This window comes from Chloroflexus aurantiacus J-10-fl (assembly GCF_000018865.1).
GTDB classification, from domain to species: domain Bacteria; phylum Chloroflexota; class Chloroflexia; order Chloroflexales; family Chloroflexaceae; genus Chloroflexus; species Chloroflexus aurantiacus.
Genome location: NC_010175.1, coordinates 3930683 through 3953429, shown reverse-complemented (window position 1 = coordinate 3953429; position 22747 = coordinate 3930683). Strand labels below are relative to the sequence as shown.

Annotated in this window: 24 protein-coding genes; 9 read left to right on the top strand and 15 right to left on the bottom strand. The window is 57.0% G+C overall.

Going from position 1 to position 22747, the window contains the following annotated elements:
* Nucleotides 1-70: 70 nt before the first annotated feature.
* The 3 genes from CAUR_RS15485 to CAUR_RS15475 form a co-directional block, all read right to left on the bottom strand.
* Entirely contained in the window at nt 71-1033 is a 963-nt protein-coding gene (locus CAUR_RS15485) for a helix-turn-helix transcriptional regulator (protein ID WP_012258797.1), read from the bottom strand.
* A 61-nt stretch (nt 1034-1094) separates the two neighbouring features.
* Nucleotides 1095-2105, bottom strand: a complete 1011-nt coding sequence (locus CAUR_RS15480; protein WP_012258796.1) for a DUF4352 domain-containing protein — start codon at nt 2103-2105, stop codon at nt 1095-1097.
* Nucleotides 2106-2217: 112 nt separating this feature from the next.
* Nucleotides 2218-2427, bottom strand: coding sequence for a helix-turn-helix domain-containing protein (locus CAUR_RS15475; RefSeq protein WP_012258795.1), 210 nt, complete (start codon nt 2425-2427; stop codon nt 2218-2220).
* Nucleotides 2428-2971: 544 nt separating this feature from the next.
* On the opposite strand from CAUR_RS15475, the gene CAUR_RS15470 reads away from it, so the two are divergent.
* Nucleotides 2972-3331, top strand: coding sequence for a hypothetical protein (locus CAUR_RS15470; RefSeq protein WP_015909325.1), 360 nt, complete (start codon nt 2972-2974; stop codon nt 3329-3331).
* Nucleotides 3332-3425: 94 nt separating this feature from the next.
* Here CAUR_RS15470 and hisS read toward each other — a convergent pair whose 3' ends face one another.
* Together hisS and rlmN are read right to left on the bottom strand one after the other, a co-directional pair.
* Entirely contained in the window at nt 3426-4742 is a 1317-nt protein-coding gene (gene hisS, locus CAUR_RS15465; protein WP_012258794.1) for a histidine--tRNA ligase, read from the bottom strand.
* A 45-nt stretch (nt 4743-4787) separates the two neighbouring features.
* On the bottom strand, nt 4788-5918 hold the full coding sequence (gene rlmN, locus CAUR_RS15460; RefSeq protein ID WP_012258793.1) for a dual-specificity RNA methyltransferase RlmN: 1131 nt from the start codon (nt 5916-5918) through the stop codon (nt 4788-4790).
* Nucleotides 5919-6026: 108 nt separating this feature from the next.
* Between rlmN and CAUR_RS15455 the strand changes: the two genes are divergently transcribed.
* The gene (locus CAUR_RS15455; protein WP_012258792.1) at nt 6027-6404 is read left to right on the top strand and encodes a hypothetical protein; all 378 of its coding nucleotides are present in this window, start codon (nt 6027-6029) and stop codon (nt 6402-6404) included.
* An 80-nt stretch (nt 6405-6484) separates the two neighbouring features.
* On the opposite strand, the gene rocF is transcribed toward CAUR_RS15455, so the two are convergent.
* Both rocF and CAUR_RS15445 read right to left on the bottom strand, forming a co-directional pair.
* Nucleotides 6485-7393: an arginase gene (gene rocF, locus CAUR_RS15450; RefSeq protein ID WP_012258791.1), complete on the bottom strand. Its 909-nt coding sequence runs from the start codon at nt 7391-7393 to the stop codon at nt 6485-6487.
* Nucleotides 7390-8595 carry an ArsA family ATPase gene (locus CAUR_RS15445; protein WP_012258790.1) on the bottom strand — a complete coding sequence of 402 codons (1206 nt, stop codon included), beginning with the start codon at nt 8593-8595 and terminating at the stop codon, nt 7390-7392. The genes rocF and CAUR_RS15445 overlap by 4 nt, the downstream gene beginning before the upstream one ends.
* A 172-nt stretch (nt 8596-8767) precedes the next feature.
* On the opposite strand from CAUR_RS15445, the gene CAUR_RS15440 reads away from it, so the two are divergent.
* Together CAUR_RS15440 and CAUR_RS15435 are read left to right on the top strand one after the other, a co-directional pair.
* The gene (locus tag CAUR_RS15440; RefSeq protein WP_012258789.1) at nt 8768-9283 is read left to right on the top strand and encodes a histidine phosphatase family protein; all 516 of its coding nucleotides are present in this window, start codon (nt 8768-8770) and stop codon (nt 9281-9283) included.
* Nucleotides 9284-9301: 18 nt separating this feature from the next.
* On the top strand, nt 9302-10066 hold the full coding sequence (locus CAUR_RS15435) for an SIR2 family NAD-dependent protein deacylase (protein ID WP_012258788.1): 765 nt from the start codon (nt 9302-9304) through the stop codon (nt 10064-10066).
* 300 nt (nt 10067-10366) lie between these two features.
* On the opposite strand, the gene CAUR_RS15430 is transcribed toward CAUR_RS15435, so the two are convergent.
* Entirely contained in the window at nt 10367-11032 is a 666-nt protein-coding gene (locus CAUR_RS15430; protein ID WP_012258787.1) for a hypothetical protein, read from the bottom strand.
* A gap of 198 nt (nt 11033-11230) precedes the next feature.
* Between CAUR_RS15430 and CAUR_RS15425 the strand changes: the two genes are divergently transcribed.
* From CAUR_RS15425 to CAUR_RS15410, 4 genes are all read left to right on the top strand, one after another.
* Nucleotides 11231-11494 (top strand): PspC domain-containing protein, encoded by a 264-nt coding sequence (locus CAUR_RS15425; protein ID WP_012258786.1) that lies wholly within the window; start codon nt 11231-11233, stop codon nt 11492-11494.
* A gap of 119 nt (nt 11495-11613) precedes the next feature.
* Nucleotides 11614-12498: a fructosamine kinase family protein gene (locus CAUR_RS15420; RefSeq protein ID WP_012258785.1), complete on the top strand. Its 885-nt coding sequence runs from the start codon at nt 11614-11616 to the stop codon at nt 12496-12498.
* Nucleotides 12499-12614: 116 nt separating this feature from the next.
* Nucleotides 12615-13034 (top strand): NUDIX hydrolase, encoded by a 420-nt coding sequence (locus tag CAUR_RS15415; RefSeq protein ID WP_012258784.1) that lies wholly within the window; start codon nt 12615-12617, stop codon nt 13032-13034.
* Between the two features lie 109 nt (nt 13035-13143).
* Entirely contained in the window at nt 13144-13587 is a 444-nt protein-coding gene (locus CAUR_RS15410) for a hypothetical protein (RefSeq protein ID WP_012258783.1), read from the top strand.
* A 211-nt stretch (nt 13588-13798) separates the two neighbouring features.
* Here the strand turns inward: CAUR_RS15410 and CAUR_RS15405 are convergent, their stop codons facing one another.
* Together CAUR_RS15405 and CAUR_RS21275 are read right to left on the bottom strand one after the other, a co-directional pair.
* Nucleotides 13799-14038 carry a hypothetical protein gene (locus tag CAUR_RS15405; RefSeq protein WP_012258782.1) on the bottom strand — a complete coding sequence of 80 codons (240 nt, stop codon included), beginning with the start codon at nt 14036-14038 and terminating at the stop codon, nt 13799-13801.
* 641 nt (nt 14039-14679) lie between these two features.
* Nucleotides 14680-14835, bottom strand: coding sequence for a hypothetical protein (locus CAUR_RS21275; RefSeq protein WP_162015887.1), 156 nt, complete (start codon nt 14833-14835; stop codon nt 14680-14682).
* A gap of 842 nt (nt 14836-15677) precedes the next feature.
* On the opposite strand from CAUR_RS21275, the gene CAUR_RS15395 reads away from it, so the two are divergent.
* Nucleotides 15678-16145 carry a type II toxin-antitoxin system VapC family toxin gene (locus tag CAUR_RS15395; protein WP_012258781.1) on the top strand — a complete coding sequence of 156 codons (468 nt, stop codon included), beginning with the start codon at nt 15678-15680 and terminating at the stop codon, nt 16143-16145.
* Nucleotides 16146-16423: 278 nt separating this feature from the next.
* On the opposite strand, the gene CAUR_RS21270 is transcribed toward CAUR_RS15395, so the two are convergent.
* From CAUR_RS21270 to recO, 5 genes are all read right to left on the bottom strand, one after another.
* The gene (locus tag CAUR_RS21270; protein WP_015909324.1) at nt 16424-17080 is read right to left on the bottom strand and encodes a hypothetical protein; all 657 of its coding nucleotides are present in this window, start codon (nt 17078-17080) and stop codon (nt 16424-16426) included.
* 218 nt (nt 17081-17298) lie between these two features.
* Nucleotides 17299-20097 carry a C1 family peptidase gene (locus CAUR_RS15385; protein ID WP_012258779.1) on the bottom strand — a complete coding sequence of 933 codons (2799 nt, stop codon included), beginning with the start codon at nt 20095-20097 and terminating at the stop codon, nt 17299-17301.
* A gap of 74 nt (nt 20098-20171) precedes the next feature.
* Nucleotides 20172-20993 carry a purine-nucleoside phosphorylase gene (locus tag CAUR_RS15380; protein ID WP_012258778.1) on the bottom strand — a complete coding sequence of 274 codons (822 nt, stop codon included), beginning with the start codon at nt 20991-20993 and terminating at the stop codon, nt 20172-20174.
* Nucleotides 20994-21055: 62 nt separating this feature from the next.
* Nucleotides 21056-21745: a PH domain-containing protein gene (locus tag CAUR_RS15375; RefSeq protein ID WP_012258777.1), complete on the bottom strand. Its 690-nt coding sequence runs from the start codon at nt 21743-21745 to the stop codon at nt 21056-21058.
* Between the two features lie 45 nt (nt 21746-21790).
* Complete coding sequence (recO, locus tag CAUR_RS15370) at nt 21791-22546, bottom strand: DNA repair protein RecO (RefSeq protein WP_015909322.1); 756 nt, start codon at nt 22544-22546, stop codon at nt 21791-21793.
* Nucleotides 22547-22747: the final 201 nt, after the last annotated feature.

The following is a 22747-nucleotide window of genomic DNA, read 5'->3' as shown; positions in this document are numbered from 1 at the left end:
CTTGCCCTCGTTATTCAAACATCTACTACCAAAACGCAGTCTATCATCCCAGCCTGCACTATAGTTGCAGTTACGTGTACAGTGCTGCGGCTTTTCGCAACTCATCAGCAACCATCTGCACCAGTTCGGGTGGGGATAGCACCCGTGCGTGCGAGCCATAGCCCAACACCCAACGTTTGATCTCGCCGAGAGCACCGCTCTGAAAGCGCAGGATCACTCCACCATCAGGCTGATCTTCAAGCTGCTGGGTCGCATGCCATTGCCGTTCTCGAATATACGGCGCCTGCTCACGGTCAAACGCAATCTCGATCAGCAATGGCTGGGTACCGCCTTCAACGACAAAACCATTGCGGAGATACGCTGCGATATCAATCTGTGGATTGCGAACAAACCGTTCATGCCGGCGAACCTGCCATTGCCTGATTCGGTAGAGCGCAAATTGGCGCAGTTCACCACGGAGATGATCGAAGGCAATCACATGAAGATCGCCACGCGCCAGAAAGAGGTGGTACGGCTCTATCAGACGGTGGGTCAGTTCCTGCCGGCTGGCAGTGAAATAGGTGATTTCAACCGGATAGCACTCGCGAATGCATTCGTGCAACACCTGCACCAGTTCGGGATCAACCGCAGCCAACGCACCGGGCTGGAACGTGAGATGAGCCAGTAATGCATCAGGATGAACCACTATCTGCTCTGTAATATAGGCTTCCATGCGCTGTAAAAGACGACGGAGTGGCGCTGCAAATGGGGTTCCCAGATACCGTCGACTCAATTCGGTACTGATCAGAAACGCCAGTAATTCACCCTCGGTGACCTGTAACATCGGCATGACCCACGTCGGATCGCGATAGTAATAACCACCATTGCGACGACTGTAGGCCAGCGGTGCCCCAATCCGTTCGCGCAGGTAAGCCAGGTCAGCAAAAATAGCCCGCTCGCTCAACTCAAAGCGAGCACAAAAATCAGCTACCGACGGGTAGGTTCTGGAGCGGATGAGCGAGTCTATCGTAACCAGTCGTTCCAATCGCGACATACACACGCTCCTTTGCAGGTGAAGAGGGTGGATGCCTCTTCACCTGCAATCAGCACAGCAGCTACGGTAAGCGGATTGATACCGGTGCACCGCCGATCACATCAGGATCGAAAACAAAACGTAGCTCAGATGCGTCAACCGGCACTTCAAAACCAATCTGACCACGTACCGTTTGAGCGGCAGGGAGTTCGCCATCAATCCTGCCACCCGTCGCCAGCGAAGTTGCCGTAATATCCCCGGTATAGCGATACCCTTGCGCATCTTTGATCCAGGTTTGAATTGAAGAAAGGAAGCGGGAACGCGCACCACGATTCTCAATTGTTACGTCAACCAGCACAAACCGGTAGCCATCGTCTGGCTGATTGAAGCGGTCGCCGGAAGGTGATGTAACCTCATTGACCGTTATGACCAGATCACCGACCTGAACCGATTCACCGACATTGAAGGCAGTGATTGGCTGCTCGCCAGGAATGGTTGCCGGCGGCTCTTGCCTGACCGGATCATCACCAAGGGCAACCGAAACCGTACCACCGCTGAACAGGTTGCCATCGAAGGTTAATGTCAGCCCATGGGCATCCTCCGGGATAGAAAATCCTGTCCATCCTCGCAAACGCTCACCAGGAACCAGCACGCCACCGAGCTGACGATCACCGATTGCAGCCGTCGCACTGAAATCGGGAGTATACTTGCGAAACTCAGCATCCTTGAGCGACAACTGCCATAAGCCGGAAACCGATTTTGGCGAGTCACCCTGATTAACGACTACCATCTCGACCGCAATGAACCGCTGTCCGGGATCAGGCTGGACAAAGCTATTACCCTCTACAACCTGCCAGCCGAGAACAATCAGATTCAGACTATCTATGCTGATAACATCGCCGATGTTGAAGACCTGCGGTTGCGCCGCATCCGCAACGGCAGTTGTCTGCGATACAGGTGCTGATTGCTCTCCCTGAGCGGGCGATGTGGCAACGAGCGATGGTGTCGCCGCACCACCACCACAGGCCAGAACCATCATCAGCACTCCCACTGCAATCCCCATAACAGGCCATGAACGGTAATGTGGTTTCATCGTCTGCTTCCTTTCCGATTGTGATCCATCCTGTTCTCTGATGTGAGTTATAGCACCCGACTCTCCCAAAAATGGCAACAGCATCTGAATGTTGTTGCGAGTGCCGACACAATCACCACCATCGTCGAAACATATGCAACCGACCCTCTTCGTCTTCACTCAACAACAATCCTCGTTCTTCCAACAGCGGCAGATCACGGATCACGGTTGAGCGCGGCACACCCAGGCGATACGCCAGTTCAGCCGCAGTCAGTGGTGTTTCGGCCAGCAATGCTTCATACTGATCGAGACGTTGCTGTTTTCCCTGTTTGCTACCAAACATCGTCACCCTCCGGTATAAAGACCATGTCAGCCTGCGTTGACCGGAGTTTGTCAGCGACGTGTTGCAAGTACTGCAACAATCGGCTCTTCTATCATAGCAAAATATCTGTTCACAAATGTGGATTTTAACCTGATAAATTAAAGCATTTTTTGGCAAGAGAGGTTGAGAAGGTTGAGACAGACTTCGACCTGGAAAAGCGGAGGTTCAGGTCAGGCGGGCTAAAGCCCTACCGGACAGCATTGAAGTGCCGGCGGGGCTGGAGGTCATGCAGGCTGAAGCCCTCTCTGACGGCATGGAAGTGCCGGCGGGGTTGGGGGTCATGCGGGCTGAAGCCCTACCTGACAGCGTGGAAGCCCCTGCGGGGCTGCTATGCATTACCCACATGTCGCGCTGCGTTAGGCCGGGCTGCACGTGCTCCCCGTGACGCAGGCTTCCAGCCTGCGTGGAGGCATTCCTCTCCACCGCTGTCAGGTGCTGGCCGTGGCCGCTGGTGCGCAGGCACGAATCTCGTACAACGAAACGTCTACGCGCAGGTAGCGCATGCATGCCGGACCGACTCGATGATCGGTATGAGCACATTCAGCCTCCCCCGCTGACCTTACCGTTGTGCGCTCTGCTGCGCATGCCGGACCGACTCGATGATTGGTATGAGCACATTCAGCACCGCCGTGACCAGGATGGGGAACGGTATGCCACGCGCCGGATCGTGAGTACGGCTGCTGCGGCAGCATGGCTGCCGCACTCCAAACTGCGCGACACGCGAATGCCAAGCGGGTACGGCAATCCATCCAGCACGTGCCGGCACGGCTGGAGCAGCGCGTTGCCACTGGGCCAGTCGTCCACAACAGCACCCATAGCGATCATCCCCGCCGATACGCACGTGGTTGACACCAGTTATGGGTAATGCATAGACGGGGCTGGCGGCACCTTTCTGCGCCGCCAGCCCCGCCGGCCTTCCACGCATTGAGGCAGGGTTTTAACCTGCCGAGACGTGACACTTACTTACCCTCGCTCAACGCCTCAGCCAGCAGACTGATAGCCGCTGCACGGGGAAGCGAGCGTTGTTCACCGCGTTGTAAATCTTTGATCACAACCTCACCACGGGCCAGTTCGTCGGGGCCGAGGACCAGAGCAAACCGCACCCCACGCCGGTCAGCCTCCTTGAACTGTTTACCGATGTTCCCTGGTTCAAGTGCGATAAGGGTATTGATACCTGCTGCCCGCAGCTCAGCCGCCAGCCTCAGACTCTCGGCAACCTGTTCTGCGCCGAACAACGTCACAAATGCGAGAGCCGTTGTCTGCGGACGCGGGCCGAGGTTTAGCTCGATCATCACATCGTGCAGGCGGTCAATACCGAAGGCCAGCCCAACCGTAGGAATGTTGCGACCGGCAAACAGCCCGATCAGGTGATCGTAGCGACCACCTCCAAGCAGTGAACCCTCCGGCCAGTGCGGGGTAATCGCCTCAAAGACGACTCCTGTGTAGTACGAAAGACCGCGCGCCAGGCGAGGAGCCACCCGATACTGCTCAGCCGGAACCCCCATCGCCATCAGACCGTCCAGGACGGCACGCAGATTGGCAATCGCTGCTACTGCTCGCTCATCGGCGGCCAGTTTTTGGGCAAGTGCATCCAGAACTTCATCTGCCGTACCATCAATTTGTACCAGCTCCAGAATCTGGTCAGCCGCAGCAGGAGTCACACCAGACTTGATCAACTCAGCCCGCACACCATCAGCGCCAATCTTGTCGAACTTATCGATGGCACGATAGACACCGCCGGCAGCCTCTTCGGACAAACCGCTCACACGGGCAATACCACCGATGATCTGACGGTGATTTAACAGCGTGACAAAACCGGGAAAACCAAGCGCAGTCAGGGCTTCACACAACATCGCCACAATCTCGGCATCGGCCAATGGCGAGGCACTCCCGACAATATCGAGATCAAACTGGTAAAACTCTCGATACCGACCACGCGCGGGGCGTTCACCGCGATAGCTCGGCCCATACGCATATCGGCGCCAGGGTAATGTTAATTGCCCGGCGTATTGAGCAGTCACACGCGCCAACGGCACCGTCTGATCGTAGCGCAGAGCCAGACGGCGGCCACCATGGTCTTCAAACCGGTAAATCAGCTTTTCTTCATCACCCAGCTTGCCTTCCAGCGTCTCGGCATACTCGATGATCGGGGTCTGCAAAGGCTCGAAGCCGTGACTTTCACTAATGCGCGTCAGCGTATTGACGATGTATTGCCGTAGCATCATATCTGCCGGCAGATGATCGCGCATTCCTTTAACATTTTGAATCGGCGCCATACAACTCTCGTCTGTGTACAAAGAGGAATCTCGAACTCGCAGGTGTCATCCGGTAACGTTGCGTGCTGGTATTTCTTGTTCTACCGTGTTCAGTGGCACACTATGCCGACCGGCCAACTGACCACACGCCGCAGCAATTTCTACCCCTCGCTCAACCCGCACGGTACAGGGAATGCCGTAATCGGTCAAAATTTGCTGAAACGTCGTCACACGCTCCCACTCTGAACGGCCAAGCGGCGTGCCAGGAACCGGGTTCCACGGTATCAGATTGACGTGAAAGAGCAGCGGACCACGCGGTGCCGAATGTCGGAGCAGGCGGGCTAGTGCGATTGCCTGATGCGGATGGTCGTTTTTGCCTTGCAACAGCACATACTCGAAAGAGACTCGCCGGCGCGTTTTGGCAATATAGTTGCGGGTGGCAGCCATCAGATCGGCGATTGGATAACGCCGATTGACCGGCATCAATTCGCTGCGCAGAGCGTCATCGGGCGCATGCAGCGAAATTGCCAGATTGATCGGTAAGCGTTCATTGGCCAATCGCTCGATCCCCTTGACCAGCCCTACAGTGGAGACGGTCATACTGCGGGCACCGAGGTTAAACCCCTGCGGATCGTGCAATCGCTCTACCGCCTGCCACCAGCGGTCGTAGTTGGCAAATGGTTCACCCATCCCCATAAAAACAAGGTTACTGACGCGACCGGTCGGACCGGCCATACCCATCGCCCGTAGCTCCTGTGAAGCCCAAATTGCCTGAGCAACGATTTCGCCACTGCTCAGGTTGCGCAGAAGACCGAGCTGACCGGTGGCACAGAAGACGCAGCCCATACCGCAACCGGCCTGCGTTGACACACATACCGTTGAGCGGTCGGGATAGACCATCAATACGGTTTCAACAACAGCACCGTCGGGCAAGCGGAAGAGGGCCTTACGGGTCATCCCATTGTCACCGATCTGCACCTGTTCGCAGCGGAGAGTCGAGAACGGTATCTCGGCGAGCCGGGAACGCAGAGCGAGCGGCAGATCGGTCATCTGATCAACCTGGCGGGCAAGGTTGACATACAGATGCCGGTACAGTTGACGGGCACGAAAGGCCGGTTCTCCCCAGCTTTGCAGGAGTTCGGTCAGTTCAGACAGGTTGTAATCATACAAACAGCGTTGTTCCATAGCATAGTGCATTGTACCACGTTGCCGTAAGGCGAGCGCAGCAGTTTGTTACCAATGGGAACCAAATCGCACGTGCCGGCGTTTCAGAGTCGGTAGTTGTTTAGTGAAAGAGGAAAACAAATGCTGCGTCGAATCATCTTACTCGTTATCGCCGGACTGATGTTGATCCTTACTGCCTGTACCACGGCAACCCCGACACCACGAGCAGGGATCGTAACTATTGAGCGGGTTGATTTTGCCGTGCTCGAATCCAATCCACCCCAGGTGCAGGCACATATTGTCGGGTACCTGGGAGATGGCTGTACGACGTTTGCCGGAATCAATCAGCGCCGTGAGGGTAATGTCATCACAATTACGATCAATGCCGCTCACAGCGGCGCCGAAGTTTGCCCGGCGATTGCGCCGTTGCTCGATCAGCGGATCATGCTGGAAGGGCCTTTTACAGCCGGTCAGTACACCGTGATCGTCAATGGGGTCGAGTATCAGGTGACGATCTAGTGCCTGGACAGACAATGTCGGGCGGGTTGGAAGCCCGCCCGACATTCACTATTGCGACAGTATAGGCCGGTTCTCCAGCACTACAAAATACGTTTACCTAACGCTGACAAAACCAGATCGACGGCCAACTGCGCAGTCGCGTTACGCTCATCGAGGATCGGATTAACTTCGACCACATCCAGACTACGCAGCGCACCACTCTCGGCGATCAGTTCCATCGCCAGATGTGATTCGCGAGCCGAAATCCCACTGCTTACCGGTGTACCCACACCGGGCGCCTCGCGCGGATCGACAACATCGAGATCAAAACTGAGATGAAATCCTTCAGTACCGGTCGTGGCAATTGCCAGCGCCCGCTCCATCACCGTTGCCATCCCACAGCGATCAATCTCGTGCATGGTAAAGACGGTGATCGGCGAAGCGCGCAATGCTTCCCGCTCCAGCGGATCGAGATCGCGCACGGCAATCAATACGACGTGCGCCGGATCGAAAGCCGGTATGCGACCGGCAAAACCGGTGAGCGTCGGATGCCCGCGTCCGGTTAACACAGCCAGCGGCATGCCGTGAATATTGCCACTCGGTGTCGTGTGTTCATCGTTAAAATCGGCGTGGGCATCAATCCAGATCAGACCAAGTCGTCGCTGCCGCGCACTCCCACTGGCGGAACCGATAGTTAAACTATGGTCACCACCCAGAATGAGGGGCAGCATCCCCTGCTGGACAATATCGGCCACCTGCCGGGCCAGCCGCCCACACATATCGGCAATCGGCTCAAGATAGCGCAGGCGTGAATCAGGTGGTGGCGGTGGGGTCGTCTCGACCATCGGCACCGTCAGATTGCCGAAATCAACCACCTGATAGCCCAACTCGCCCAGTCTTCGGCTCAGACCGGCGTAGCGAATGGCACTCGGCCCCATATCGACGCCACGCCGTCCGGCTCCAAGATCGATGGGAACGCCGAGAATTGCAATCTGTGATCCACTACTCATGAAGGGGTCGACTCCTCCTGGGCATCCGTCTTCAGCGAGAGGGTCTCTGGCGGGCCGAAGAAGACTTCGAGCACACCATTGCGGAAATAGGCCCGCCGTGCCGGACGTTCGGCCAGCGTCGTCGGCAAGAGCATATCACGGCGGAAATTGCCAATCTCGATGAACAGCTCATCACCGCGCTTCGTCATCGACACCTTACCGATCTCGACGTGCGGCAACGGCAAGCGCAGCACATACTCATCGCCCTGCTTGACAATCTCCTGGGTTTTACCGATGAAATGGACTTTCACCGGATCATCATCGCCGAACAGACGACGACCAACCATGGCCAAATCTTCAATACCGGCCAGATCACGCGCAAAGTAGGGGCTTTCCCAAATCGGCAAGGGGCGGAAGAGATCGTAGACCATTTGCCGATAACCCTGCTGAATACGGGCCAACTCCTGCATAAAAGCGCCTTCGACCTGATCGACCGGCAGCACCCGATTGAGCACGACTCCATCAACCGGATAGCCGAACAGCGCCAGATAGGTCGAGGCACGCTGCGCCTCTTTAATCACCATCCGCTCAGGGTTCACCACCAGGCGATAAGAGCTGATCTGTGGATCGGTCAGGGTTGCCCGCAGCGCTTCGACACCTTTTGTTAGTCGTTCAAGCTTGGCAAAGACATCGGTTGCCGGGACTAATTGTTTGACCAGTGGACGCGCCACCTTCAATGTCGTCGGCTCCCAATCCATCACCCGCGCTGCGTACCATTGAAAGGTTTCGGGCATCGTCAACAGGCGAACGGTCTCTCCGGTAGGCGCCGCATCCACAATCACCACATCAAAATTACCTTCACGCGCCTGGCGGCGAATATGGAGCAGGCTAACCACCTCTTCCATACCAGGAATGATCGCCAGCTCCTCGGCTGCTACTTCATCAACTCCGCGCCGGCGAAGCAGGTTACTCAGATAGACCCGCAACTCACCCCAATGCTCACGTACTTCGTCGAGCACATTAATCTCTTGCCCCCACAACCGTTCGGTAATCTGGGTAGGCAGCGAGCCTAACGGTGTATCAAGCGCATCTGCCAGACTATGGGCTACATCGGTGCTCACGACCAGCGTGCGATACCCTAATTCGGCAGCGCGCACTGCCGTTGCTGCCGAAGTGGTAGTCTTGCCGACGCCGCCTTTGCCGAGATAAAGGATCAACCGCATTGATGTATCCTTCTGTATCGGAATCTGAAGTAATGGACAACCGGTTCGCTCATTTGTTGATGCGACGCCGCATCAATTGTATATGTTGCAGTACGCGCCGTCAATCCTGTATGGTACACTATTGATGATGATACGTGATCATTGTTACTACAGCAAGATGTAAGGAAATTCAGTGCTTTCCGATCTCTTTCTTATTCGCCACGGTCAACCTGTTCACAATCCGTCTATTCCGTACCAGTTACCGCCAGGGCCTGATCTGTCGGAACGAGGGCGTGTTGAGGCTCGCCAGGTCGCGAACTTTCTGGCCGATAAAGGGATTGAGCAGCTCTTGGTCTCACCATTTGCCCGTACCACCCAGACGGCTGAGGTGTTGGTTGATGTTCTCAACATACCGGTCGCCTTCACCACCCTGGTGCAAGAGCATGCACCGGGCGAAACGTTCGAGCAGGTACGGGCGCGGATACGTGAGGTTCTGGCCGGACTGGCCGATTCGCCATACCGGCGAATTGCCATTGTCTCGCACGGTTCACCGATTCGGGCATTCCTGCTCGAATTGAGTCACGATCAGATCGATCTGCGTCATCACGTGTACCCTGGGGGCAATCCGGCCCCTACCTGTGGCATCTGGCACGTCACCTTTACCAACCAGCGGGCCAGCCGATTCGATCTGGTGTTCAAGCCGTCCTGAACGTAGCGGAGGCCGGTCATGAACGATCTCGATGATGTCATCACGATACTGGCTACAGCTCTATCCACGGCCCGTCATGTCACCGTGCTGACCGGTGCCGGCGTATCGGCTGAAAGTGGTATTCCAACGTTTCGTGATGCTCAGACCGGTCTCTGGTCACATTTTGACCCGGAGGAACTGGCTTCACCGGCAGGTTTTGCCCGCAACCCAGCACTGGTCTGGCGCTGGTACGCCGAGCGACGGGTGAAAGCCTGTACTGCCCAGCCTAACCCGGCCCACCATGCCCTGGCCGATCTGGCGACCCTGGTACCAAGGCTCACGCTGGTTACGCAGAATATTGACGGATTACACCAGCGGGCCGGTAGCCCACAGGTGATCGAACTGCACGGCAACATCCACCGTGCCCGCTGTACGGTCGATGGTTCAATCCATACCACCTGGGATTACGACGAAGAGCTACCGCAGTGCCCCAACTGCGGCGCATTGTTGCGCCCTGATGTGGTCTGGTTTGGCGAATATCTGCCACCTGGTGCCCTGGAAGCTGCTTATGCTGCAACCCTCGACTGCGATGTCTTCTGCTCGATTGGGACATCAGGGGTTGTCGAACCGGCAGCCTCACTACCACGCATTGCCCTGTCACGGGGCGCGACTGTGTTGATCCTCAACCTTGAACAAACCACTACCGCTCGCTCACCACTGTTCACCGTGTACGGAAAGGCCGGTGAAGTGTTACCGCGCCTGGTAGCAGCGGTGCGATCAATGCGTCGGCAACAGGGTGAATGAATGGCAATACTGGCTGTGTGTTCACCTGGAGCAACTCTCTCTGTGGGTCGCTTGTGTACGACCAATAAGATGGCAAATACGACACGTTGATCTCGCGCCTTGCCAGACGAATGCCCGGTAGGAGTGCCCAATCGTGCGTCACTACCGGTACGTCTGGGCCGAATCAGGGTTATCGTGACGGCGCGATCATCAGGTTATGGGTAAAGCCCGGCGTGATAGGATCAGTCGAATCGTGCAATAGCAGTGTAGCACAGGCCGCAGCCTGCGCTACACCCTATCTCCTATTTCCTATCTCCTCCCCTACTGCATTGCAGTCGTCGCCGCCTGGCGGAAGGCATCAACTGCGGCATCAATCACCCGCTGCGGATCACCACCTGCTGAAGTAACAATCGCCCGTAGCGTCTCACCGTTGCGGAGGCGCGAGCGGATGGTTGCCTGATCAAGGCCGGTCTGATCGGCAGCGGCCTGGATCAACCAGCCTAACGTGCTCCGCTGCGAAACCTTCGCAGCCCGGTTAGCCAGTTGGGTACCCAACGTCGTGTCGTTCACCAGAGTTGTTGCCCGATCCCGGATCGAGGTCAAAAGCTGATCGGCTTCCGCCTGGGTCAACCGTCCATTAGCCACCGCTTGATCGAGCCGGGTCTTGGCCGCATCAACGACTGCCTGCACCAGCGCATCGCCACTGCTGCCATTGGCGGCTGCAATATCGGCCAGGCTCCGCCCATTCTGCAACTCCGTATGAATGGTTGTTGTATCAAGTCCGGTAAGCGTACTCAACGTGCGCACCAGATAACCGACACTGACCATTCCCCATCCACGCCAGCCACCACCGCGCCCATAGCCCAGCTCGACCGTGGTCGGATTCGCCTCGACGACTTGAGCCGCACTAACCGATACCGACTGATACCAGAGCAGGGTCAACGCCAGCGCAGCGCCGGCAATACTACTGACAAGTGTTCGTTTCATCGTCAAACCTCCCTTGCTATGCTGTGTTGCGACTTCATCACGCCAGAATGATCCGGCGACATCTTCAGGGTAACGCACGACTTTGAAGAACTCGTGAAGTGGTCGTGAGAAGATTGTGGAGACGGCTGCAACAAATGGCAATCATTCACGTCGTATACCCAGGAAACGGGAACGACTTTGAAATCAAGGAGGAACATCATGGGAACCAACCGCCTAACCCGTAGCGCAACCGATAGCATGCTCGGTGGCGTATGCGGTGGCATCGCCCGCTACTTCGGTATCGACAGCACCATCGTGCGTCTGGTCTTTGTCCTGGCCGTTCTGAGTGGTCTCAGCCCGCTGATCTACGTCATTCTCTGGATTGTGATGCCGAAAGAGGAGCTGGCATTGCCAACCACACCGGCTCAAGACCCGACCGGCGAGTGGAAGTATGACCCGTACACGGGACAGAAACTCAACTAGCCGATCTACACAACAACAGCTCTGACGTACCGATACGCCCTTGCGTTGGATTATTGACGCAAGGGCGTCGGTCTTTTATCATTGACTCGTGATTATGGTTAGACACGTATGATGCAGATATGACCTCGTTGCCGGCACATGTCACCAACCCAATCATTGCAGCGCTTGGGCAACCAATCGAAGCCGTCGAACATCTCGGCGGTAGTTTTGGTGCTCGCCTGGCCCGGATCACCATTAAAGGTCAGCACTTCGCGCTCAAGTGGGCGAACAATGGCGCACCGGCTGCAATGGTGGCTGCTGAAGCGCATGGCCTGCAAACACTGGCAGCAACCACGACCATTCGCGTGCCGGCAGTTATTCTGGCCTGTGCAGCCGATGGGCAACAACCGGCAATCCTGCTCAGTGAATGGATCAGCAGCGACGGTCATCCACTCGATGCAACCAGACTCGGCGAGCAACTGGCGGCACTGCACCGTTGCACCGCCGCCGCCTATGGCCTGGAACGCGACAACTTTATCGGCGGGACACCGCAACGCAACGGTTGGAAGACTGATTGGATTACATTTTTCCGTGAACAGCGCCTGTTGCCGCAGATCGAACTGGCAGAACGTAACGGTCTGCTACACCCACGACGGCGCCGCGCACTTGCATACATCGTTGACCATCTTGACGATTGGCTCGGTGGTGTCGTTCATGTGCCATCACTTATCCACGGCGATCTATGGAGTGGCAATGTGCTAAACGGACCTGGTGGTACACCGGTCCTCATTGATCCAGCAATTTCCTACAGTGATCGCGAAGCCGAACTGGCCTTCACCGAACTCTTTGGCGGTTTCTCTCCTCGCTTCTACCAGGCGTATCAGGCAGCCTGGCCACTTGAACCCGGCTATCGGGATCGCCGCGATCTCTACAACCTGTACCACCTGCTCAACCACCTCAACCTGTTCGGCGAAGGGTATGGTGCCCACGTTGACGCAATTATTCACCGCTACGTGAAAGGGTAATCAACACCCCGTCGTTCCGAGTTTTCTCCCAAAATGATGTATGATATGGAAATAATTGATGTAGACACATCTACACTATCAAATATGATAATTGGTCAAAAGAGGGTCAACTTGACATGAAACCAATCCACGGCGTCGGCGCCGTTGTGTATCGCATTCAACCCGACGGCACCATCGAGATTTTGCTCATTCGCAAACGAAAAGGATTCTGGTCATTACCAAAGGGCAAACTCAAGCGCGACGAACCAGCGCTGGAAGCGATTGTGCGCGAAGTGCGCGAAGAGACCCACGTAACTGCTGAGGTGGTTGATATGCTGGGCAGTATTGACTACCTGATCAGCGGGCCACGCGGTCAGCAGCGCAAAATTGTTGATTACTACCTGCTGCGTGCGATTAAGGGACGCGCCCGACCAACGGGCGGTAGTGAGCAGATTGTGGCCGTCGATTGGGTGCCACTTGCCGAAGCTATAGATCGCCTTCAGCGTCCACGTTTACGGGCTATCGTGCGTGCAGCGCAGACCCTGTTCAGCGGCTGATCGCCATCACCGCTGCACCGGAAGTGTCAACCCAATTCAGCATCAATGCACAACTGAACGAGGACCATGACGTGCTATAATCAAGGTACACGACCAAAGGAAGGCACGTATGGACGAAGTTACCGCCAGCCAGCTTGCTCGTCGGATCGCAGAGCATCGGCCAGCCCTCGCCAAACGAGTTGCCGGACGATTGTTACGTGCATTCCCCGAATTAACCCACACCCTGCGCCTGGAAGAGAATTACGACCCGGTCGAACGGATGGCCAGCGTGGCAGTGCAACCGTTCGGTGATCTGGTGCGGGCAATCTTGTTGTTCAACACGTTCGAGATCGCCGAAACCGAATTACGCTGGGCACGGGGCGTATTGCCCCGCTGGGGAGTTGCGTATGAGCATACCACAACCATGATTCGCTGGTATTTTGAAGAGCTGAGTCAACTCCCTCTCTCGCCAGCCGAACGTCTGGTTGTGATGGAGGTTGAGCAATACCTGCTTCATTTGATAGCACGTATCTATCACTCAAACGAACCAAACCATCATCTGGTGAAAGCCTGATGGGGTAGGGTCCTCCTAATAGAACCAGACCAAATCAGCAACAACAGGGGCAGGTTGAACACCTGCCCCTCTCTTTGTTTACAAATCCATAGCTATGACCATTACAGACTGGACGGATAAGACACTCAGCAGCAGGACGTTTCGAGACAGTCTGACGGTGTATAGCTGTACGTCAGACAATCGTCACACCTTGCCATCAACAATGTCAGGCTCAGGCAATATTGGTTGGCTCGTCGTGCTGGAGCAACAACAGGCTACCACGGAGTGCGACGAGATCGGCTTCTGACAGCGATACCAGCAGTTGATCGTGAACTGAGGTCGCGCCATTGAGAAGTAGTAATGTCTTAAAGGCAAGTGGCCACGTCGGATCGGCAATCTCGGCGTGTAGGGGTTGATTACCGGTAAAAGGAAGTTGCGGTAACGTGTATGGTGTGCGACGAGCGGCGGTCATGGGTTCTCCTCTCAATCTGTATTACTGGTAGTGTAGTCGGAAATGATCTGTACGTCAAGAGTCAGGTAGAAGAACTCAGAACACGCTATCTAACGTTGCCGCGACACTGCATCTGAGTACTGCACCACTGTGCGCCCACTGTGTTATCTTCCTGAGCGCGCGAGCCTCCGCCTTACCCACCACCCACCCACGCTCCTGACCAACACTGAACCATTTGCACTCGCCTCCAGCCTATGCATTACCCACACCTGGTATCAACCACGTGCGCATCAGCGGGTATGATCGCCATAGATGCTGTTGTGGGCAACTGGCCCGATGGCAGCGCACAGCTCCAGCCGTGGTATCACGTGCTGAATGGGTTGCCTTACACGCGCATCGTGTGCGTGGCGCAGGGTTTGGAGTGCGGCAGCATGGCTGCCGCACCAGCCGTGCTTGCGATCACGTGGAGGGCGCAGCGGTTACCCCGCAGCTCTGCGCCCAGTGGGATCACGTTTCAGTGGAGATACCGTTGCCGACCGACATTACCCGTGGCGCGACGTTTGGCGTGCGGCAGCCGTGCTGCCGCACCAGCCGTGCTCACAACCTAGCGCGTGGTTCGCCGTTCCCCCTTCTGGTCACCTATGCATTACCCACACCCGGTGTCAACCACGGTTGTACCAGCGGGTATGATCGCCATAGGTACTGTTGTGGGCGACTGGCCCGGCAGTGCGCAGCTCCAGCCGTGCTATCACGTGTTGAATGGATTGCTGCACCCGCTCGTCATGCGCGTGGCGCATGGTTTGGAGTGCGGCAGCCATGCTGCCGCGCCAGCCGTGCTCACGTTCCGGTGCGTGGTACGCCGTTCCCCCTTCTGGTCACGGGGATGCTGGATGTGTTCATAACGATCATCGGGGCGGTCAGGCATGAATGCGCCACCTGCGCGTAGAGGTGTTGTTGCATCAGGTTCGTGCCCGTACACCAACGGCCACGGTCAGCACCTGCCGGCGGTGGAGATGATGCCTGTACGCGGGCTGGAAGCCCGCGCCACGGGGGCGCTTGCAGCCCGGCTAATGCAGCATGACATGTGGGTAATGCATATCTCCAGCGGGATCAGGCTGGGGTGAGGGCGTGTCGCATACCATCGCTGAGAACAGCGCACGCATGACCCGCTTCCATTGATCACTCCGGTGCTGTCCCTGGATGCAACTGCACGTGAAAGTGTAGGGGCGACGCATGCGTCACCCTTCTCAACCGGCAAATGGAACAACCACTACTTGACCTGGACGATGCAGTGAAGGATGATCACCAGAAAGAGTCACCCATCAGGAAAATAATTCGCGTCTGGTCAAGGGGCCAGGATGATGCAAATACGACTATCTCTTGATAGGAGAACAGCAACGTGATACCCTGTAATTGGGCAGCGTAGGGGGTAGCATATCGTGAGGAGGCGGTAGTGAAATGACGACGGATCAATTAACTAAGGTTCGCGAACTCATACGGCAACTCTCTTTTCAAGAGAAGTTGTACTTACTCAATGATCTGACAATGCAGGTAATCCAACAATCGTCCTCGGAAGTAACAACTCCAGAACCGCGACCACTCCCAAGCATCCATCTTGAAACATGGCCGAACAACCTGCCCCTTCGGCGTGAGGAATTGTATGACGATCGCGGACGCTGATCCAATCTTCCTGGACACAAATATTTTGGTGTACGCCAGTGTAGATACCTCGCCGTTCTACGATCTCGCCCGGGCGGCGATTACGGCTTTCGAGGCGCATCACACGCCACTATGGATTAGTCGTCAAGTCCTACGGGAATATTTGGCGACGTTAGCTCGCCCACACATCGGTATTCCAATCACAGAACTAACTGCTGCGGTGCGCCAGTTTGCGGTGCGCTTTCACATCGCCGAGGAAAGCCCATTAGTCACAGCCCAACTTCTTACACTGCTCGAACGGGGCTATAGCAGACAAATCCACGATACAAATATCGTCGCCACAATGCAGGCATTTGGGATAAAGCGGATTCTGACGAATAATCCAGATGATTTTGCACCTTTCGCATCGCTGATCACAGTGATACCACTTCTATCGTTGGCATCCCAACTGCCAGAGCAGGCAGAATAGAGCCTATTTCAAAAACATCTACAAGAAGGTATCTCATTCATTTCTGACAGATGACATGATCGAACGAGTACGGACATCATTCCCGTGACCAGCAGGATCAACGACATGACACGTGCCGGATCGTGTGTACGGCTGGTGCGGCAGCCATGCTGCCGCGCTGGAGTTTGGCTGTTTTGTGGACGCAGGAGAGATGACTAGAGTCGGGAGCAGACGCTGGTGACTCTCGGTTGCGTGCTGATGGATGGGTCGTTTGGGGGGTGAGAAGGCCGCTATCCCCCCTATGCCCTGGCCGCCCCGAGTGCGGAGTTGGACAGGGCGATGATCGGGTGCGCTTGGTTCAGCCAATCGTCCGTGGACGTCGTCCAGCGCGACCGACATGCCGCCGTGCCCCACAGGGCAGCCCGGTAGCTGCGCCACCGGGTGGTGAAACGCCACCGCTGCGCTCCCCGCCACCAGCGTTCCGGTCGGGTGGGGCCACGGATCCACCCCCACGTGCGATAGCCGGCCAGCACCAGCACCGCGGCGACCCAGCCACGCCACGGCCCACCGACCACCGCTGACCGCTGGTTCCCGCCCTGGTTTTGACCGACCCCAACGCCGGCGTTCAGCTCGCGATGAGCGACCTCCAGGTCCCAGCGCTGCCAGACCCAGGCCAGGATGTTACCCACGGACAGGGGTACCACCCAGTCCGTGTCCGTTTCCACCGCATTGACTAGAGAGAAGGCCGGCGCACGCCGTCCCAGGCGCGGACGGCGCTTCCCCTGCTGCCAGGTCGCCCCGCCACTCACGACCAGGAAGCGCGGACGGTCGTGGCGAGTACCACCGGAACAGTGGCCGTGGGGGTGGGGGACTGCTTCCTGGGCATCGCGTGCCTCCTGACTGATGGTCGTGGTCATAACCTTGTACGATACCATATACCATGCTGGCACCCGCATGGCAAGTCCCTCCCAGAAAGGGCCAAACTCCAGGGGCGACGCATGCGTCGCCCCTACGACTCACCGGTAGCACACCTGGTAACGCTTCACCACTGGACAGTAGGGGCACGGCATGCCGTGCCCCGACAACTCGCGTTCCCAGAGGACAACCTGTTCAGACATCCTGATCATGCGCCAGTGGCGCACGCTGCCAGCGTTCTTGCGAAGCAAAGACCCTCTCAGATCGCCAGCCGCGCTGCCGGATCACCGAGCAGCATATAGTTGCGCGCATCATTCCGCGCCATCCAGAGCGTCGAAAGCTCACGCGGTTCGGGTTGCTTGCCGAACTTGATGTTCTCCAGCTCTTCAGCCAGGGTGAGCGAACGGGCGGCCTGGATGATGTTGAACTGATCGGTCGCACTCCCCAGTCGTTTCCCGGTTACCAGACGCCCGATCACATCTTCAAAGCTCTGGGTTTGACCACGCGCACCATCCATGCTGAAGCCATACGTCCAGGCTCGTTCAACATGGCCAACCACACCTAGCGCACCGCGCAATAGCATCTGCTGCGGCAGTTGGGCAACGAACGTGAAGGGGGCAATAATTGGGCGACCTTTTTCGGGGTCGAAAATGAATTCGTCTTGCTGCGGACAACCGGCACCGTAACAGGCAAAGATCAGGGCAACCATCCCCTCAAGCGAAAGATTGGTCGGCAAGTCTTCCGCCGCAAACCAGTGCTCGCGCTTGATCCCACCAAAACCGGTCCAGTCTTGCGTCACGAGCGCGCCTTGATAGGGAATAAGCTCGCGATCAGTGGCCGGTAATCCCAGTCCATGGGTAGCGCTAAAGAGGATCGCCGGCGGTTGATTGCCATCGCGCAGGGCCAGTTCGAGATTGCTGCGTGTCGCATCCCCGGCCAGCAGGAGCCGTTTGGCAAAACCCTGTTTTTGCGGTAACCCACGCTCGTGCCATTTAGCCAGCGGGGTTACCAGTTCGAGCGCACTACGCTCGGTTGATTTGTCGAGATCGTGGCGCGTGCCGAAATAGACAATCTCGCGCCGCAGACGAATCTCTCGTGCTGCCCGCCGTTCGTAATCAACCAGCCGTTGGGCATAGGTACGATAATCGGCGTAGCGATGATGCCCACGTTCATCCGTAAAACAGAGCCGACCTACACCCCAGAAGATGTCGAGTTCGTATTGGAAATTGAAACTGATAAACGCGCGGTCGTTCTCAGCCAGTGGCCCTGGCCGGGCGGCGATTAGGAGATAGAAGGGTACACCCTGACTCGGCTTGACAGGGCCGGCCATTGTACCGTGGCGGGCCAGCCAGGCGTTCACCCGTTCACCGGGGCGATGCACCAGGACTGGCGCACGCTGCTCCCATGGTTGCTTCGGATCGGCATAGCGCCCGGCCCACTCGGCACAGGTTTCCCCCTGGCGAAAGTTGACTGCCGGTAGTACAATCCCCTGCTGCTGCGCCCGATGTTCAATCAACGGCCAGAGCGCCTCGATCAGACGCACATCGTCGGTTGCGCTGACCACCAGCGCCCAGCGCGCCTGCGCCAAATCTTCCTGATCGACCTCGGCGACGACACCAAAATGCTTTTCTTCGGCTTCGTTGCGGGTTTTGTGGAGCGCGTGCAGGTCTTTCGGGTCTTCACTGTGCTGCGCCAGTTCACTGGCTCGCTTTGCATCAATGCGCAGGAGTGGCTCGCCACGCCGGCCATCGATGCCGTTTGGATACAATTCATCGGGACTTTGATCATCGGCCACCAGGATCAGCGGGCCGCTGTAGCCGGTCACCACCGGCACTGCCGGCTCTGCGGGAGCGACCGGCACGGCTTCGGTGTCCGCCACGCTTACCGCCGATTGGACACCGGCCAGGGCCTGTACCCGCTCGATCAAGGCGTCGAGCCGGCTCCGCAGGGCCTGCATCTCGGTCAGGATGGCTGTGAGTTCGTCAGGTGCAGCCTTGCCCAGCACAGGAGCGACCGGTTCCGGTTGTTCAATAATCACACCCGTGGCCACCAGGGCGGCCAGGCCCTCATCAAAGATCAGTTGGTACGGTACGTAACAATATCCCGGCCCATCAGGATTTTCACTTGCCCAATCACTGCCCCACGAATTACGCACGATGAAGTAACCGCCGCCGGGTGCCGTCGGATCATCGCGATAGCCCAGCGCACACATTGCGTGCCCACCCAGACGTTGCTCGCCGGGCAATGCCCGCCGCACACGCCCGATCCGACGCACCTGTCCGCTACTCGTCCAATGCTCACCGATCATCAAGCCGATTAACACCGGTCGTCCAGCCGCCAATGCAGCTTTAATCTGTTGCACATCACGCGCCGGCAATTGTTCGACTGCCGCCAGTCGGCGTTGTTTTGCCTCCTGAAATGCAGCCGGACTCGGTCGTTCGTGCCCAGGGTTCTGGTTATCAACCGGCTCTGGCCGGTAGGGCCACGTCTCTTCCCGACACACCCCCAGCTCGGCCACCGCTCGCATCGCGACCAGCGGATTGGTACCAACATCGCCCGGAATCCGGTCACGATCCTTACTAATCCAGTAAATAAACTGCTCGGAAAGATCGGTCGGGTCTTTGCTCAAGATTTGCACCATCGCCGCAATGCTAAAGGCGACGCAAGTATTGCGCGGCCCCTGGCTCACCGGTGGGGGCAGGTTCAACAGTGGCGCCACCTCTGCCGGCAGCCCAACCGGTGGGCTGAACGCCGTCGCATCAACTTCGGGCAGATCATCGAAAATGGCGCCGGTACCAACCGGTTCCATTGCCACATCGACACTGAACGAGCTGGCGTCGGGCACCACATCCAGCGCCGCCATCACCATCGCTCGCACATCATCTTCGCTGCGCCCCAACACCTGCGCCAGCGCAGCCAGACCGCTGCCCAAACCGGTATTGGTGGCCCGTGCCGTCGCCACCAGCTCTTCGACGCTGGTGATCCAATAGGCAGCCAATGCCGTTCGGGTTGCGTCATCAATGGCGGCCACTGCGGTCAATGGTGTGAGTGTGCGCATAGCAAATTCCCATCTCTATTATTAATCTTCCGGGCAAGCCGTGCCGGGCAATTGGGTCTCGTCATCCGGCAACATTACTCCATCCGAGCCAGGATACCGCGCAGCAGAGCGGCAAATTTCGGTTTGGCCGCTTCACCGGCTTCAATCACCTCTTCGTGGTTAGCCGGTGGGCCATCTGGCAAGGCCAGATTCGTTATCAGGGAAAAGCCCAATACCCGCATTCCGCCGTGTATTGCCACAATAATCTCCGGCGCAGTTGACATCCCCACCGCATCGGCTCCCAATGTGCGCAGCATCCGCAACTCGGCAGCACTCTCGAAATGAGGGCCACTCAGCATACAATAGACACCCTCGCGCAACGTGATGCCCAGATCGGCTGCTACTGCGCGGGTCAGCGGCACCAGATCATTATCGAAGGCGCCCACCATCGCCGGAAACCGCGGCCCCAGCCGCTCGTCGTTTGGGCCGCGCAGTGGATGATGGCCGGCCATCCCCGGCAGAAAAATCTGGTCGCTGATCCGCATAATATCCCCAACCTGCCAGTCGGGCCGTAAACCACCGGCAGCATTGGTAACGATCAGCGTCTCGCAGCCGAGGGCACGCAGCACCCGCACCGGAAAGGTTACCTCCTGCATGCTGTAGCCTTCGTAGAAATGAAACCGGCCACGCATCGCCGCTACCGGTTGACCGGCCAGCATCCCAATCGCCAGCTCACCGCGATGACCAACGACTTTTGGCTCGTGAAAGCCGGGAATGTCACGGTACGGAATCACAACCGCATCAGTCATCTCGTCGGCCAGCGCACTCAAGCCGGAACCGAGAATGAGGCCAACCCGTGGCGAGAGGCGCAGCCGCGGGACGATGGCTGCGCAAGCCTGTTCGATATCGTTATACATTGACCACCTGTCTCTATCTACACCGATCCTGACGGGATCAGTAACATCACCGGAACAATAAATCAAATACGGCTGAGCAGATCGCGTTTCTTCGCCTCAAACTCTTCCGGCGACAGAATCCCCCGATCCCGCAGCCGGGCCAGTTCTTCCAACGTGCGCTGAATATCAATCACCCCACCAACCGGTCGCCCGGGTACGTAGCCATCGGTTTCCAGATAGCCATACCCCCGTTCGAGATTATGCTTCGCTTCCAGCAATGCCCGCTTGAATTCCAGTGGCGCTTCAATCCGATCCATCAGATTCGCACCTTCGCTGCCGGACGCAGTGAGTATCTCGATAGTACCGAAATTGAAGATACGCCCGAAAATGCTCTGGCGCAATTCAATATCGTTAATCTTTTCGAGTGAGGAATCAATCACCCGTTTGTTAAAAATCCCACGTATCTGCAAAACCCGACGGTCAGTAATAACAATTTGCTCCGAATTCCAGCGTAAAAAGTCGAGAAAACCACTGATCAGTACAATCACACTGATCACAATACAGATCAGCAAAATCAGATTGCTGACGCTGATATTGCCAATCATCGCTGCCGGATTATTCCGAAACGCCATATTCGAGGCGACGCCAGCAGCCACCAGGATGGCAATCAACGACAATTCGGTCAAGATGTTCACAATCAACACAAAAATGTGCTGGCGGGCAATGTATAGAATTTGCTCTCCCCGCCCGAGCAGGCTTTCTACGTAACTCATGGCCCGCCCTCCTTTGATGTCGGCAGTGTCGTAACCATACCAGTACTACTGTGATGATAACAGATGATCGAGAAACCCGGCTGATTTAAGATCACGTTCGAGCAACAGGCGTAAGCTGGCCCGCAGGAGTGTAGCGGCTTCCTGACGTGTCGCTGGTGAAATACGGAGTGTTTCAGCAGCCGTCACAGGTTGCGCTTGCAGATAGCGCAGCAGGCGAAAGGTCGGCTCGTTCATTGAGAGAGCGGCTGGATCGGCGGTGCGATCACGGGGGCAGAGCACACCACCGAGCGTCGGGCTATACCGGTCGGCAGCCGGCGTCAACAGCTCGTTACAAACCACGCAATAGTGCAACTGCGGACGATAGCCGAGGATGTGGAGCAGGTGTAATTCAAAGCTCCGCAACGTCAGTTCAGGATTGGCGCTGCCATCCAGCGCTTGCAGCGTCTCGACCAGAAGTTGAAACAGGAGCGGGTTTTCTTCCGACTCAGCGGCCAGGCGGTCGTATAACTCGGCCACGTAATACCCACAGCCCAACCGTGTCAGATCGGTACGCAAGACCGGAAAGGCATGCACAATCTGACTCTGGGTAACAATATCAAGATTACGCCCCACGGCAAACATCATCTGCGCGTGGGTGAAGAGTTCGATGTGGCCGGCCAGCCGACTCTTCATCTTGCGCGCACCTTTGGCGATAACCCATCGCTTACCGGTTGGCGTAGCAATCAGGAGCAGACGATCGGCTTCGGCAAAATCGGTACGACGAAGAATAACCGCCTCGCTGCGATACACTCGCTCTCGCATGGAACCTGTCGCCATTACGCGCCGTCGGGCTGTACCGGCGATGCGCCTTGTGCGGGTGTGGTTGATGCAAGTCCCCGTCGGTGACCCTCGTTGACTTGTCAGTCTGACCCGCAAAACAATTACCGTGCTGTCGTTAATCAGGCATGCACAATGAATGCCTTATCCTTGCACGCTGTATTATAGCCGCTCAGAGAAGGCCGA

Bases quoted from the DNA above. Each gene is read 5' to 3' on its own strand.
- CAUR_RS15485 (WP_012258797.1), bottom strand. From the start codon at position 1,033: ATGTCGCGATTGGAACGACTGGTTACGATAGACTCGCTCATCCGCTCC.
- CAUR_RS15480 (WP_012258796.1), bottom strand. From the start codon at position 2,105: ATGAAACCACATTACCGTTCATGGCCTGTTATGGGGATTGCAGTGGGA.
- CAUR_RS15475 (WP_012258795.1), bottom strand. From the start codon at position 2,427: ATGTTTGGTAGCAAACAGGGAAAACAGCAACGTCTCGATCAGTATGAA.
- CAUR_RS15470 (WP_015909325.1), top strand. From the start codon at position 2,972: ATGCCGGACCGACTCGATGATCGGTATGAGCACATTCAGCCTCCCCCG.
- hisS (WP_012258794.1), bottom strand. From the start codon at position 4,742: ATGGCGCCGATTCAAAATGTTAAAGGAATGCGCGATCATCTGCCGGCA.
- rlmN (WP_012258793.1), bottom strand. From the start codon at position 5,918: ATGCACTATGCTATGGAACAACGCTGTTTGTATGATTACAACCTGTCT.
- CAUR_RS15455 (WP_012258792.1), top strand. From the start codon at position 6,027: ATGCTGCGTCGAATCATCTTACTCGTTATCGCCGGACTGATGTTGATC.
- rocF (WP_012258791.1), bottom strand. From the start codon at position 7,393: ATGAGTAGTGGATCACAGATTGCAATTCTCGGCGTTCCCATCGATCTT.
- CAUR_RS15445 (WP_012258790.1), bottom strand. From the start codon at position 8,595: ATGCGGTTGATCCTTTATCTCGGCAAAGGCGGCGTCGGCAAGACTACC.
- CAUR_RS15435 (WP_012258788.1), top strand. From the start codon at position 9,302: ATGAACGATCTCGATGATGTCATCACGATACTGGCTACAGCTCTATCC.
- CAUR_RS15430 (WP_012258787.1), bottom strand. From the start codon at position 11,032: ATGAAACGAACACTTGTCAGTAGTATTGCCGGCGCTGCGCTGGCGTTG.
- CAUR_RS15425 (WP_012258786.1), top strand. From the start codon at position 11,231: ATGGGAACCAACCGCCTAACCCGTAGCGCAACCGATAGCATGCTCGGT.
- CAUR_RS15420 (WP_012258785.1), top strand. From the start codon at position 11,614: ATGACCTCGTTGCCGGCACATGTCACCAACCCAATCATTGCAGCGCTT.
- CAUR_RS15415 (WP_012258784.1), top strand. From the start codon at position 12,615: ATGAAACCAATCCACGGCGTCGGCGCCGTTGTGTATCGCATTCAACCC.
- CAUR_RS15410 (WP_012258783.1), top strand. From the start codon at position 13,144: ATGGACGAAGTTACCGCCAGCCAGCTTGCTCGTCGGATCGCAGAGCAT.
- CAUR_RS15405 (WP_012258782.1), bottom strand. From the start codon at position 14,038: ATGACCGCCGCTCGTCGCACACCATACACGTTACCGCAACTTCCTTTT.
- CAUR_RS21275 (WP_162015887.1), bottom strand. From the start codon at position 14,835: ATGGCTGCCGCACTCCAAACCATGCGCCACGCGCATGACGAGCGGGTG.
- CAUR_RS15395 (WP_012258781.1), top strand. From the start codon at position 15,678: ATGACGATCGCGGACGCTGATCCAATCTTCCTGGACACAAATATTTTG.
- CAUR_RS21270 (WP_015909324.1), bottom strand. From the start codon at position 17,080: ATGCGGGTGCCAGCATGGTATATGGTATCGTACAAGGTTATGACCACG.
- CAUR_RS15385 (WP_012258779.1), bottom strand. From the start codon at position 20,097: ATGCGCACACTCACACCATTGACCGCAGTGGCCGCCATTGATGACGCA.
- CAUR_RS15380 (WP_012258778.1), bottom strand. From the start codon at position 20,993: ATGTATAACGATATCGAACAGGCTTGCGCAGCCATCGTCCCGCGGCTG.
- CAUR_RS15375 (WP_012258777.1), bottom strand. From the start codon at position 21,745: ATGAGTTACGTAGAAAGCCTGCTCGGGCGGGGAGAGCAAATTCTATAC.
- recO (WP_015909322.1), bottom strand. From the start codon at position 22,546: ATGCGAGAGCGAGTGTATCGCAGCGAGGCGGTTATTCTTCGTCGTACC.